The organism is Pedococcus soli (genome assembly GCF_054782575.1).
In genome coordinates this window covers 1048090-1060151 of the sequence record NZ_BAAGSF010000004.1, presented here as the reverse complement: position 1 = coordinate 1060151, position 12062 = coordinate 1048090, and the positions used below count along the sequence as shown (strand labels likewise).

Here is a 12062-nt window from a genome sequence, read left to right as displayed (position 1 = left end):
CCCCCGCGCGCGTGGGAGGCTGGGTCCATGAAGGCCACGATCCTCCACGCGCCCGGCGACATCCGTCTCGACGAGGTCCCCGACCCCGTCCTCGTCGCCCCCACCGACGCCCTCGTTCGCGTCACCGCCTCGTGCGTCTGCGGCAGCGACCTGTGGCCGTACCGCGGCATCAACGACGTGACCGAGCCGACCCGCATCGGGCACGAGTTCGTCGGCATCGTCGAGGAGGTCGGCGCCGAGGTGCGCAGCCTGCGCCCGGGCGACTTCGTCATCGCACCGTTCATGTACTCCGACAACACCTGTCCGCACTGCCGGGTCGGCATCCAGTCGCGGTGCTCGCACGGCGGGTTCTGGGGCGGCAACGACCGGGACGGTGTGCTGGCCGACGGCGGTCAGGGCGAGTACGTCCGCGTCCCGCTGGCCGACGGCACGCTCGTGTCCACCCGTGAGGTCCCCGACGACTCGCTCGTCCCGTCGCTGCTCACCCTCTCCGACGTCATGGGCACGGGCTGGCACGCGGGCGTCGCCGCCAAGGTCTCCGAGGGCGACACCGTCGTCGTCGTGGGCGACGGGGCGGTCGGTCTCAGCGGGGTCCTCGCTGCCGCCCGCATGGGGGCCGAGCGCATCATCGCGCTCTCACGGCACGCCTCGCGCCAGGCGGTCGCCCGCGACTTCGGGGCCACCGACGTGGTCGAGGTGCGCGGCGACGAGGCCGTCGCCGCGGTCAAGGAGCTCACCGACGGCGTCGGTGCGGACGCCGTGCTCGAGTGCGTCGGCACCAACGAGTCCATGCACACGGCCATCGCCGTCGCGCGGCCCGGCGCCACGGTCGGGTACGTCGGTGTGCCGCACGGCATCGAGTACCCGGTGCGCGACATGTTCGTGCGCAACGTCGGGATCGCGGGAGGCATCGCCCCCGCGCGCCAGTACCTGCCGCAGCTGCGCGACGACGTCCTCGCCGGCACGATCAACCCGGGTGCCGTGTTCGACCTCGAGCTGCCGCTCAGCGAGGTCGCCGAGGCGTATGCCGCGATGGACGAGCGCCGCGCGATCAAGTCGCTGCTGCGCCCCTGACGATGGGCCGCGACCGTGGGTCGAGGCGCACGCCCGACAGCCGCGCCGACCCCGCCGACGAGGCCGGCACCTCGCCGGTCGAGTTCGTCGACGACGGCACCGGCGGCACGGTCGTCATGATCGACGGGCACCCGCAGTCCTACGTCCAGCTCGGCGACCCCCGCCTCCTCGTCTTCGAGTACGTCCAGTTCCTCGCGGCCGTGGTCGACGTGCTGCCGGACGGACCCGTGGCCGCCACCCATGTGGGTGGGGCCGGCCTGACCCTCCCCCGCTACGTCGCCCACACCCGACCCGGGTCGCCGCAGATCGTCCTCGAGCCCGCGCAGGACGTGACCAGCGCCGTGCGCCAGACGCTGCCGCTGCCGCGTGGTCACCGGATCCGGGTGCGCCCGGTGGACGGTCGCAGCGGGCTGCGCCAGCTCGCCGACGGCAGTGCGGAGCTGGTGGCTGTCGACGCGTATGCCGCCGGCCGCGTCCCTGCCGAGCTCACCTCGACCGAGTGGTTCACCGACGTCGCCCGCGTGCTCGGGGCGGGCGGTCTCCTCGCGATGAACACCGCCGACGAGCCCAGTCGTCGCCACCTCGCCCGCCTGCACGCCACGATCGCCACCGTCCTGCCGCACACGGCGGCGATCGCGACCTCCGAGGTCCGCAAGGGTCGACGCTTCGGCAACACCGTCCTCGTCGCGAGCGCCCAGCCCCTGCCCCTGACGGCCCTGGCCCGCAGGGTCGCCATGACGGCCTTCTCGGCCACCTTGCTGCACGGTCCGTCGCTGGCCAGGACCCTCGGGTCGGCGCAGCCGTTCACCGACGAGGACGCCGAGGCCTCCCCCGAGCCACCCCGCGTCGAGGGCTGGCGCGTGCGCTGAGGCGCACGGGCCGACGGGCGGCTGCCCCGCGCCATACCGGGGTCGACGCGGCAGGATGGAGTCCATGACCTCCGCCCTCAGGCTGCCCACCCCGCGCGTCCCCGACCCCCGCTCCGCACCGGTGCTGCGCTGGGGGGTGATCGCCCCGGGCGGCATCGCCCGCACGTTCGGGCGGGCACTGCGCGCACGGACGGGCCAGGAGCTCCGGGCGGTGGCCTCGCGCAGCCTCGACCGGGCGGAGGAGTACCAGCGGGAGTTCGGCGTCGAGGTCGCCTACGGCTCCTACGAGGAGCTCGTCGCGGACCCGCACGTCGACGCCGTGTACGTCGCGTCGCCGCACTCCGAGCACCTGGCCCACGCCCAGCTCGCCCTGGAGGCGGGCAAGCCCGTCCTGGTCGAGAAGGCGTTCACGCGCACCGGTGCCGAGGCACGCGCCGTGTTCGACACGGCGGAGCGCGCCGGGCTGTTCGCCATGGAGGCGATGTGGACCCGGTTCCTCCCCCACATGGACGTCGTCCGCCAGGTCCTCGAGCAGGGGCTGCTCGGTGAGGTGCAGCTGGTCGCGGCCGACCACGGGCAGAAGCTCTATCCCGACGGACCCCAGCGGCTCAGCGACCCGGCCCTCGCCGGCGGTGCCCTCCTCGACCTCTGCGTCTACCCGATCTCGTTCGCCTCCATGGTGCTCGGCGAGTTCGACTCGCTGTCCGCGACCGGGGTCCTCACCACCGAGGGCGTGGACGCCCAGGAGGTGGTCACGGTGCAGAACGCCGCCGGGGCCCTCGGGCTGCTCAGCGCCAGCATGGTCTCGAGCACCCCCACGACCGCGTCCATCTCCGGGACCCGGGCGCGTCTGGAGTTCACCGGCGCCTTCTACGGCCAGTCGACCATGACCCTGCTGTCGCCCCACGACGAGGTGCTCGACGTCCTCGAACCCAGCGACCGCGAGCACGGCCTGCACCACGAGATCGTCGAGGTGGCTGCCTGCGTCGACGCCCGGCTGCTCGAGTCGCCGCTCCTGCCGTGGGCCGAGACGCTGCGCGTCATGGACGCGATGGACGCCGTGCGCGAGCAGATCGGGTTCCGCCTGCCCGGCGAGTGATCCGCGCCCGCACGCTGCCCGCGCGTGCTGCCCCGAGGTCCGGGACGTGGGCAGGTCGGGCAGGTGGTGGGGTCAGACCAGGGGGAGGTATGCCGTGAGGTCGGCCCGGTGGCCGCTGACCCGCAGGCTGCCCGCCTCCCAGGCCCCGTCCCAGCTCAGGGAGCCGGTGGCCACCTGCAGCCACGTCTGCGCGTCGGTCTCGACCACGTTGGGCGGGGTGCCTCGCGTGTGGGTCGTGCCGGACACGCACTGGACCGCGCCGAACGGTGGCACGCGCACCTCGACGCTGCGACCGGGCGCGACCGTCGCGAGCTCCTCGAGCGCGTAGCGCACGGCGGTGGCCAGGTCCGCGCGGGCGAGGTCCGCACCCTCTGCCTGCCAGCGTTGCACCGCCGAGCGTCCGGCGGCGACAGGGACTCGGCGGCGCGGCGGCATACCTCCATCGTAGGCAGCGAGCAGGGGGCGGTCGGACGCGGCGGTCCGACGCGACCGGCCGGCGCGGGTCGCTCGCGACGTGCCGGCAGCGGCTCCAGGGAATGGGTACTTCTACCCATGTACGCCTGTCGGTGGGCAGGCCTATGGTTCACGACAGGGGACACCACAGGGGACGAACGGTCCGGCCACGCAGGGGGAAGCGTGACCGGGCCGCTCGCTGTGTCGGGTCAGCGTCGGTCCGGTCTGCGGCCGTCCGCCGGCCCGGCGTCGGCACCAGAGGACCGGGCCACGTCCAGCAGCTCGGCGATCATGGCGCCCATCCCTGCCGCCGAGGACTCGGCCCGGGCCAGCAGCTGGGCAGCGTTCGGGGAGTCGATCAGCTCGGGACTGCCCGCCGCGAGCTCGATGAACCACGTGAGGGCGGCGAGCGGGTTGCGAAGGTCGTGGCAGACCTGTCCGGCGAACTTGAGCAGGTGGTCGTTGGAGCGCGCCAGCTCACGGGACACGAGCCGCAGCTCGAGGAGGTCGACGGCCTGGTCGGCCAGGGCTCCGAGCGCGCGCCCACCTGCGACGGACAGGTTGCGCGGGACGTCGTCGAAGACGCACAGGGTCCCGATCGGCACCCCGGCCGGCGTGACGAGCGGGCTCGAGGCGTAGAAGCGGACGTTGGCGATCTCACCGGTGACGAACGGGTTGGCCTTGAAGCGTTCGTCGACCCGGGCGTCCGGGACGGCCACCTGCACCGGGTCGCTGAGGACCTGGGCGCACATCGACTCCTCACGCGAGCACACCGCAGCGAGCAGGCCCACCGCTGCGATCTGGTGCTGGTGGCGGTCGTCGATGATGTTGATGACCGCGGTGGGGACGTCGCACATCGCTGCCGCCAGCTCGACGAGCCGTTCGAGATCCGGTTCGGCCGGAGCGCCGACGACGTCGTACTCCTCGATCGCCTCGCGGCGTGCGAGGTCCTGGACCGTGCTCATCTCGCTCCCCCCAGGGATTCCCACACCCACGTCCCCCTCTCGTCAGCTGCCGGCCGGTCGCCCCCTCGGTCCCCGGTCCCCGTGGCCGTTCTCGTCCTACCCGCTGCCCTGTGACTGCGGCCGGTCCGGGAAGGACACCCAGACGCTGGCGCCGCCGAGCTCGGAGTCGACGATGCCGATGCGGCCGCCGTGCGACTGCACGATGCGGCGGCACGTGCTCAGGCCGATGCCCAGTCCTTCGACGTCCTGCTTGTCGTCCCCCCGGGCGAGCAGCTCGAAGACGCGGTCGCGGTCCTGCTCGGGCACCCCGGGACCGTTGTCGTCCACGGTCACCCGCCAGCCGCCGGTGATGTGCTCGGCGCCGACGCGGACCACGGGCTGCCCGGTACCGGCTGCGGCACTGAACTTCACGGCGTTGGCGACGAGGTTCTGGAGCAGGGCGCGAAGCAGCGTGGCGTCGCCGGACACCTTGGGCAGGCCCTCCACGCGGACGTCGGCCCCGGCGTCGGCGATCTGGGCGGACAGGTCCTCGAGCACGGCGTCGGCCTCGCCCTGGAGGTCGACGAGGCCCTTGCGCCCACCGCCACCGATGCGGGCGAAGTCGAGCAGGTCGCCGATCATCGCGGTCATCCGCGCTGCGGACGACTCGGCCCGCGCCAGCAGCTCGGCCGCGTCAGGGGCGTCGGCGAGCTCCGGGCTGTCGGCGGCCAGCTCGAGGAAACCGGTCAGCGCCGCGAGCGGGTTCCGCAGGTCGTGGCTGACCTGCCCGGCGAACTGCGTCAGCTGCTCGTTGGAGCGCGCCAGCTCACGGGTGAGGCGGCGCAGCTCCAGGACGTCGACCACCTGCTCGGCCAGCACCCCTAGGGCCTTGCCCGCTGCCACGGACAACCGGCGAGGCACGTCGTCGAAGACGCACAGGGTGCCGATCGGCACGCCCGCCGGCGTGACGAGCGGGCTGGAGGCGTAGAAGCGGACGTTGGCGATGACGCCCGTGACGAACGGGTTGTCCGCGAAGCGCTCGTCGAGGCTCGCGTCGGGCACCGCCACGAGCTGGGGGTCGTGCAGGACCCGGGCGCACATCGAGTCCTCGCGGGAGCAGACCGCAGCAGACAGCCCGATCGCTGCGATCTGGTGCTGCTGACGGTCGTCGATGATGTTGATGACGGCCGTCGGGACGTCACACACGGCGGCGGCCAGCTCGACGAGGCGCTGGAGGTCGGGTTCCGCCGGGCGTCCGACGACCTCGTACTCCTCGATCGCCTCGCGCCTGGCGAGGTCCTGCCCTGAACTCACGACACTCCTCAGTGGGACCCGTCGACATCGTCGTCGACCCGGAAACCGGACGAATCAGCCGGCGAAGACCTCTCGCAGCGTACGCGTGTGGGCCTGCGTCATGGCGGACAGACCCACCGTGAAGTGACCTTGCACGTCCAGCCCGTCGGTCTCGTCGTCGACCACACCGATGCGCGCGTGGACCTGGCCGCGGGCGGTGCACATGTCGGTGAACCGCACCTCCTCCGAGCGCGGCACGCTGACGACGACACGGGCGGTCGACTCGCTGAACAACGCGGTGAACGCGTCGATGCCGTCGCGCTCGCAGACCTCGTCGAGCCAGATCCGCGCGCCGACGCCGTACCGCATGGTCGCCTCGGCCAGGGCGATGGCGAGGCCACCGTCGGAGAGGTCGTGCGCGGCGTCGACGAGACCGTCCCGGCTCGCGTTGACGAGGATGTCGCCGAGCAGCTGCTCGGCCCCGAGGTCGACCTTCGGCGGCAGCCCGCCGAGGTGGCCGTGGACCACGTGCGCCCACTCGCCGCCTGCGAGCTCGTCACGGGTCGAGCCGAGCAGGTAGATCACCTGGCCGGGGGCCTTCCAGCCCGACGGGGTGCGGCGGGAGACGTCGTCCATGACCCCGAGGACACCGATGACGGGCGTGGGGTGGATGGCCGTGTCACCGGTCTGGTTGTAGAAGCTGACGTTGCCGCCGGTCACCGGGATGCCGAGGGTCTTGCAGCCCTCGGCGATGCCCTTGACCGACTCACGGAACTGCCACATGACGCCCGGGTCCTCCGGGGAACCGAAGTTGAGGCAGTCGGTGACGGCGAGCGGGACGGCGCCGGCGGTCGCGACGTTGCGGTAGGACTCGGCGAGCGCGAGCTGGGCCCCGGTGTAGGGGTCGAGCTTGGCGAACCGGCTGTTGCAGTCGGTCGAGATGGCCACACCGCGGCCGGTCTCCTCGTCGACGCGCACCACCCCTGCGTCGTCGGGCATCGCGAGCGCGGTGTTGCCGAGGACGTAGCGGTCGTACTGGTCGGTGATCCACGACTTGTCGCACAGATTCGGCGACCCGAGCAGGGTGAGCAGGTCGGACTTCAGGCCCTCGCCGTCGACGGGACGGGCCAGCGTGCCGGTGCCGTTCGCCTGGAGCTGGTCGAGGTAGTCCGGACGGGCCAGGGGCCGGTGGTAGGTCGGGCCCTCGTGGGCGACCGACCGCGGCGGCACGTCCACGATGACCTCGCCGTGCCAGGTGATGACGAGGTGGTCGCCGTCGGTGACCTCCCCGAGCACGGTCGCCTCGACGTCCCACCGGTCGGTGATCGCCATGAACTCGTCGAGCTTGCCCGGCTCGACGACGGCCATCATGCGCTCCTGGCTCTCCGACATGAGGATCTCCTCAGGTCGCAGGGAGGCGTCGCGCAGCGGCACGCGGTCGAGCTCGATCTGCATGCCCCCGTCACCGTTGGAGGCGAGCTCGCTGGTGGCGCAGGACAGCCCCGCACCGCCGAGGTCCTGGATGCCGTCCACGACGTGCGCGGCATACAGGTCCAGACAGCACTCGATGAGCACCTTCTCGGCGAACGGGTCGCCGACCTGGACCGCAGGACGCTTGGTGGGACCACCCTCGTCGAAGGTCTCCGAGGCGAGGACCGACACGCCGCCGATGCCGTCGCCACCGGTCCTGGCGCCGAACAGGATCACCTTGTTGCCGACGCCCGAGGCCTTGGCGAGGTGGATGTCCTCGATGCGCATGGCACCGACGCACAGGGCGTTGACGAGCGGGTTGCCCTGGTAGCAGTCGTCGAAGACGACCTCGCCTCCGATGTTGGGCAGGCCGATGCAGTTGCCGTAGCCACCGACACCGGCGACGACGCCCGGGAGCACGCGCTGGGTGTCGGGGTGGTGCAGGTTGCCGAAGCGCAGCGGGTCCATGACCGCGATCGGCCGGGCACCCATCGACATGATGTCGCGGATGATGCCGCCGACGCCGGTGGCGGCGCCCTGGTACGGCTCGACGTAGGACGGGTGGTTGTGCGACTCGACCTTGAAGGTGACCGCCCAGCCGTCGCCGATGTCGACGACCCCGGCGTTCTCACCGATGCCGACGAGGAGCTTCTCGCGCATCTCGTCGGTGGTGTTCTCGCCCCAGAGGGAGAAGTGCACCTTGGACGACTTGTACGAGCAGTGCTCGCTCCACATGACGGAGTACATCGCGAGCTCGGCGCTGGTGGGGCGGCGGCCGACGATCTCGCGGATCTCGGCGTACTCGTCGGGCTTGAGCCCGAGCTCGCTCCACGGCTGCTCGGTGTCGGGGGTCGTCGCCGCGTGGGAGACCGTGTCGAGCGTCGGACGGTCGACCTGGGCCGTCATGCTGAAACCACCTGTCGCAGAACAGAAGTGAAGAAGGGGAGCCCATCGGTCGAGGGGCCGTAGCCCTCCTCCACGCAGTGCTCGGGATGGGGCATGAGGCCCACGATGTTGCCGCGCTCGTTGCTGATGCCCGCGATGCCGCGGTACGAGCCGTTCGGGTTGTCACCGGCATACCGGAAGACCACGCGGCCCTTGCCCTCGAGCTCGTCGAGGGTTCGCTCGTCGGCGACGAACCCGCCCTCGCCGTTCTTGAGGACGATCGTGATCTCCTGCCCGGCCTCGAAGTCGGAGGTCCAGGTGGTCGAGGCGTTCTCGACGACGAGCCGCTGGTCGACGCAGTTGAACTTGCGGTGGTCGTTGCGGATCAGCGCACCGGGGAGCAGGTGGCTCTCGCAGAGCACCTGGAAGCCGTTGCAGATGCCGAGCACGGGCAGCCCTCCCTGGGCTGCCGGGATGAGGGCGTCCATGACCGGCGCGAAACGGGCGATGGCACCGCAGCGCAGGTAGTCGCCGTACGAGAAACCGCCGGGGAGGACCACCGCGTCGACGCCCTTGAGGTCGGCGTCGCCGTGCCAGAGGCTGACGGCCTCGGCGCCGACGGCGCGCACCGCGCGGGCGGCGTCACGGTCGTCGAGGGAGCCCGGAAACGTGACGACCCCGACCTTCACTGGCCGGGGTCCGTGGTCTCGCCGTCGCTCGCGCGGACGGACACGACGTCCTCGATGACGGGGTTGGAGAGCAGCTTCTCCGCTGCCTCCCGCGCCGCCGCGAGCACCTCGTCGGTGACCTCGCCGTCCACGGTGAGGACGAAGCGCTTGCCCTGCCTCACATCCGTGAACTGCTCGAAGCCGAGCCGGGGGAGCGCCCCGTTCACGGCCTGACCCTGGGGGTCGAGGATCTCTGGCTTCAGCATGACGTCAATGACGACGTGGCCCATTCGGGTGTCTCCTGGGTTCAGCACGGGACTAGCGCGGGGGATGGAAGCGACCGCAGTCTATCCGGGCCACGGAGCAGGTATGCCGCGTGGTCACCTCCCGGACGTCGCCGCACGGCCGGGCAGGTGGTTGACACGTCGTGGCGCCCGGAGGAGCGTCCGTGGGGAGAGCCCGGGAGGCGCCATGAACACCGTGATGAAGACCGTGATGCGGACCGTCAACAAGGGGGGCGTCGGTGTCTACCGGGTGTCGGGCGGCAAGGTGGGGGGCAAGGGCTCCGGCGGTGTCCCGGTCCTGCTGCTCACCGTCCCCGGCCGCAAGACGGGGAAGCCGCACACCACCCCCGTCGGGTACTTCGAGCACGAGGGTGGCTACCTCGTCGTGGGGTCGGCGGGCGGGATGCCGCAGGACCCGCAGTGGTTCCGCAACCTGCGGGCCGCCGGTCGCGCAGAGGTGCAGCGGGGCCGGGCCACCGAGGCCGTCACGGTCCGGGAGCTGACCGGGGACGAGCGGGATGCTGCCTGGCGGGACGTGGTCCTCGTCCGCTGTCCACCGTTCGGCAAGTACGAGCTGAAGACGTCGCGGACCATGCCCCTCGCCCTCCTGACCCCCACGCGCGGCTAGTCCAACGGAGCGGGGTCGGCTGCGCGGGCGGCGTCGGCTGCGCGGAGGCCTCGCCGGGGCCAGCCGGCGTCAGGTGCGCGCTGCGGCGAGGGCAGCCAGGACCGCCTCGACGGAGCGGTCGACGTCCTGCGAGGTCGTCATCCAGCCGGACACCGAGATCCGCATGACCGCGTCACCGTTCCAGGTGCTGCCACCGATCCACGCCTCGCCGCCGACCTGGACCCCAGCGAGGACCGCACGGGTGACGTCGTCGGAGTCGTCGAACCGCACCAGTACCTGGTTGAGCACCACGTCGTTGAGGACCGCGACCCGTGGGTCGGCGGCCACCAGGGCCGAGGCGAAGCGGCGCGCGTGGGCGCAGGAGCGGTCCACGAGGTCGGCGACGCCGTCCCGGCCGAGCTGGGAGAGGGCGGCCCAGATCGCGAATCCCCTTGCGCGACGGGAGGACTCGACGACATACCTGTAAGGGTCGCGGCCCGCCCCGGGGACGACGTACGGCGCCTCCCACGACATGGCGGCGATGTGGGCGACGGGATCGCGGGTGGCGACGAAGGCGGAGTCGTAGGGGACGTTGAGCCACTTGTGGCAGTCCGTGGCCCAGGAGTCGGCGCGCTCCACGCCGTCGACCAGCGGTCGCAGCCGTTCGCTCGCCCCTGCCCACAGCCCGAACGCTCCGTCCACGTGCAACCACGCACCTGCCTGCGCGCAGAGGTCTGCCAGCTCCCCGAACGGGTCGAAGGCACCGGTGTTGACGTTGCCGGCCTGTGCGCACACGATGACCGGTCCCTCGTCCCGCCGGAGGACCTGCGCGAGGGCCGCGGGTCGCATCCGACCCTGCTCGTCGCTGGCGGCGACATCGGGCCGGCTGCCCAGGCCGGCGAAGCGCAGGGCCTGAGGCACGGTCGCGTGCACCTGGCCGCCGACGACGACCTGGATCCGGGGTGCGCCCTGGAGACCGTCGGCCTCGACGTCCCATCCCGCCCGCTCGAGCACCGCGTGCCGGGCTGTCGCGAGCGCCGTGAAGTTCGCCATCTGGGCGCCGGTCGGGAACCCGAAGGACGCCTGCGCCGGAAGGCCGAGCAGGTCGAGCAGCCAGCCGCCGGTGACCTCCTCGACGGCGGCCGCAGCCGGCGACATCACCTCGAGGCCGGCCACCTGGTCCCAGGCGACCGCGAGCCAGTCAGCGGCCATCGCGGCCTCGAGGGTGCCGCCCACGACGTACCCGAAGTAGCGGGGCCCGCTGGAGGCGACCAGTCCCGGGCCGACGGCGGCGGCGAGGCGCTCGACGACCTCCGCCGGTTCGGAGCCGCGGACCGGCACAGGTCCGCCGAGCGCCGCCCTCAGGCTCTGCGCCGTGACGTCCGGAGGCGCCCCGACCCGGCGTTCCCGCAGCCCGTCGAGGTGGGCGCGCGCAGCGGCCGACGCCGCGGCGAGGGCCGGGTGGCCCTCCAGGTCCTCCACGTCGGTGAGGCTACGCCCGCGCGGCGGTCAGGAGAAGGTGCGGCCGGTCAGGCGCTCGTAGGCCTCGACGTACTTCGCCCGCGTCTGCGCCACGACGTCCTCGGGCAGGTCGGGCGGAGCCTCGCCCGACGCCTTGTCCCAGCCGCTGGCGGACGAGGTCAACCAGTCGCGGACGTACTGCTTGTCGTACGACGGCTGCGGGTGGCCCGGCTCCCAGAGCTCGGCCGGCCAGAACCGGGACGAGTCCGGCGTCAGCACCTCGTCCGCGAGGACGACCTCGTCACCGTCGAGCCCGAACTCGACCTTGGTGTCGGCGATGAGGATGCCGCGCTCGGCGGCGATCTCGTTGCCGCGGGCGAGGATCGCGGTCGTGAGGTCCCGCACCCGCGACGCGAGGGGGGCGCCGATCTCGGCCTCCACGGCGGCATACGGCATCGGCTGGTCGTGCTCCCCCATCGGCGCCTTGGTGGACGGGGTGAAGACGGGCTCGGGCAGGCGCGAGCCATCGACCAGGCCCTCGGGCAGCGCCACCCCGGAGACGTGGCCGTCGGCGCGGTACTCGGTGAGTCCGCCACCGGTCAGATAGGCGCGGGCGACGCACTCGACCGGGAGCATCGCGAGCCGCTTGACCAGCACCGCCCGCCCGGCGACGGCATCGGGCACGTCGGCCGACACCACGTGGTTGGGCACGAGGTCCTGCAGCCGCTCGAACCACCAGAGCGACAGCTGCGTCAGGACGGCACCCTTGTCGGGGATCGGGGTGTCGAGGACGAAGTCGTAGGCGGACATGCGGTCGCTGGCGACGAGGAGCAGCTGGTCGTTCCGCGGCGTCCCCGACTCGTCGAGCGGGGCGTAGAGGTCGCGGACCTTGCCCGAGTAGACGTGGGCGTAGCCGGGCACCGTGAGCGGCTGGGAGGACGTCATGGCCGACATC

General features: G+C 72.3%; 12 protein-coding genes. 4 read left to right on the top strand and 8 right to left on the bottom strand.

The window, feature by feature from the left end:
• Nucleotides 1-27 precede the first annotated feature (27 nt).
• From ACYVKF_RS11065 to ACYVKF_RS11055, 3 genes are all read left to right on the top strand, one after another.
• A complete protein-coding gene (locus tag ACYVKF_RS11065) occupies nt 28-1074 on the top strand; it encodes a zinc-dependent alcohol dehydrogenase family protein (protein ID WP_056919341.1) in 1047 nt (348 codons plus the stop codon).
• 2 nt (nt 1075-1076) lie between these two features.
• Nucleotides 1077-1943 carry a spermidine synthase gene (locus ACYVKF_RS11060; protein WP_460966450.1) on the top strand — a complete coding sequence of 289 codons (867 nt, stop codon included), beginning with the start codon at nt 1077-1079 and terminating at the stop codon, nt 1941-1943.
• 64 nt (nt 1944-2007) lie between these two features.
• Entirely contained in the window at nt 2008-3042 is a 1035-nt protein-coding gene (locus ACYVKF_RS11055; protein ID WP_460966449.1) for a Gfo/Idh/MocA family protein, read from the top strand.
• Between the two features lie 72 nt (nt 3043-3114).
• Here the strand turns inward: ACYVKF_RS11055 and ACYVKF_RS11050 are convergent, their stop codons facing one another.
• The 6 genes from ACYVKF_RS11050 to purS all read right to left on the bottom strand — a co-directional run bounded on the left by ACYVKF_RS11050 (nt 3115) and on the right by purS (nt 9045).
• Nucleotides 3115-3477: a sterol carrier family protein gene (locus tag ACYVKF_RS11050; RefSeq protein WP_056916291.1), complete on the bottom strand. Its 363-nt coding sequence runs from the start codon at nt 3475-3477 to the stop codon at nt 3115-3117.
• A 227-nt stretch (nt 3478-3704) separates the two neighbouring features.
• Nucleotides 3705-4460, bottom strand: a complete 756-nt coding sequence (locus ACYVKF_RS11045) for a histidine kinase dimerization/phospho-acceptor domain-containing protein (protein WP_056919343.1) — start codon at nt 4458-4460, stop codon at nt 3705-3707.
• Between the two features lie 96 nt (nt 4461-4556).
• The gene (locus ACYVKF_RS11040; RefSeq protein WP_460966448.1) at nt 4557-5753 is read right to left on the bottom strand and encodes a sensor histidine kinase; all 1197 of its coding nucleotides are present in this window, start codon (nt 5751-5753) and stop codon (nt 4557-4559) included.
• Between the two features lie 54 nt (nt 5754-5807).
• The gene (gene purL / locus ACYVKF_RS11035) at nt 5808-8108 is read right to left on the bottom strand and encodes a phosphoribosylformylglycinamidine synthase subunit PurL (RefSeq protein WP_460966447.1); all 2301 of its coding nucleotides are present in this window, start codon (nt 8106-8108) and stop codon (nt 5808-5810) included.
• Nucleotides 8105-8776, bottom strand: coding sequence for a phosphoribosylformylglycinamidine synthase subunit PurQ (purQ, locus tag ACYVKF_RS11030; protein ID WP_460966446.1), 672 nt, complete (start codon nt 8774-8776; stop codon nt 8105-8107). The genes purL and purQ overlap by 4 nt, the downstream gene beginning before the upstream one ends.
• Entirely contained in the window at nt 8773-9045 is a 273-nt protein-coding gene (gene purS / locus ACYVKF_RS11025) for a phosphoribosylformylglycinamidine synthase subunit PurS (protein ID WP_460966445.1), read from the bottom strand. The genes purQ and purS overlap by 4 nt, the downstream gene beginning before the upstream one ends.
• 181 nt (nt 9046-9226) lie before the next feature.
• Between purS and ACYVKF_RS11020 the strand changes: the two genes are divergently transcribed.
• Nucleotides 9227-9667, top strand: coding sequence for a nitroreductase family deazaflavin-dependent oxidoreductase (locus ACYVKF_RS11020; RefSeq protein ID WP_460966444.1), 441 nt, complete (start codon nt 9227-9229; stop codon nt 9665-9667).
• A gap of 69 nt (nt 9668-9736) precedes the next feature.
• Here ACYVKF_RS11020 and ACYVKF_RS11015 read toward each other — a convergent pair whose 3' ends face one another.
• Together ACYVKF_RS11015 and ACYVKF_RS11010 are read right to left on the bottom strand one after the other, a co-directional pair.
• On the bottom strand, nt 9737-11128 hold the full coding sequence (locus ACYVKF_RS11015) for a pyridoxal phosphate-dependent decarboxylase family protein (RefSeq protein ID WP_460966443.1): 1392 nt from the start codon (nt 11126-11128) through the stop codon (nt 9737-9739).
• A 27-nt stretch (nt 11129-11155) separates the two neighbouring features.
• Nucleotides 11156-12061, bottom strand: coding sequence for a phosphoribosylaminoimidazolesuccinocarboxamide synthase (locus ACYVKF_RS11010; RefSeq protein ID WP_369818800.1), 906 nt, complete (start codon nt 12059-12061; stop codon nt 11156-11158).
• Between the last annotated feature and the right edge of the window lies 1 nt (nt 12062).

What these genes read in the sequence shown, in the direction of transcription:
- ACYVKF_RS11065 (WP_056919341.1), top strand. Translation starts at nt 28, where the DNA reads ATGAAGGCCACGATCCTCCACGCGCCCGGCGACATCCGTCTCGACGAG.
- ACYVKF_RS11060 (WP_460966450.1), top strand. Translation starts at nt 1,077, where the DNA reads ATGGGCCGCGACCGTGGGTCGAGGCGCACGCCCGACAGCCGCGCCGAC.
- ACYVKF_RS11055 (WP_460966449.1), top strand. Translation starts at nt 2,008, where the DNA reads ATGACCTCCGCCCTCAGGCTGCCCACCCCGCGCGTCCCCGACCCCCGC.
- ACYVKF_RS11050 (WP_056916291.1), bottom strand. Translation starts at nt 3,477, where the DNA reads ATGCCGCCGCGCCGCCGAGTCCCTGTCGCCGCCGGACGCTCGGCGGTG.
- ACYVKF_RS11045 (WP_056919343.1), bottom strand. Translation starts at nt 4,460, where the DNA reads ATGAGCACGGTCCAGGACCTCGCACGCCGCGAGGCGATCGAGGAGTAC.
- purL (WP_460966447.1), bottom strand. Translation starts at nt 8,108, where the DNA reads ATGACGGCCCAGGTCGACCGTCCGACGCTCGACACGGTCTCCCACGCG.
- purS (WP_460966445.1), bottom strand. Translation starts at nt 9,045, where the DNA reads ATGGGCCACGTCGTCATTGACGTCATGCTGAAGCCAGAGATCCTCGAC.
- ACYVKF_RS11020 (WP_460966444.1), top strand. Translation starts at nt 9,227, where the DNA reads ATGAACACCGTGATGAAGACCGTGATGCGGACCGTCAACAAGGGGGGC.
- ACYVKF_RS11010 (WP_369818800.1), bottom strand. Translation starts at nt 12,061, where the DNA reads ATGTCGGCCATGACGTCCTCCCAGCCGCTCACGGTGCCCGGCTACGCC.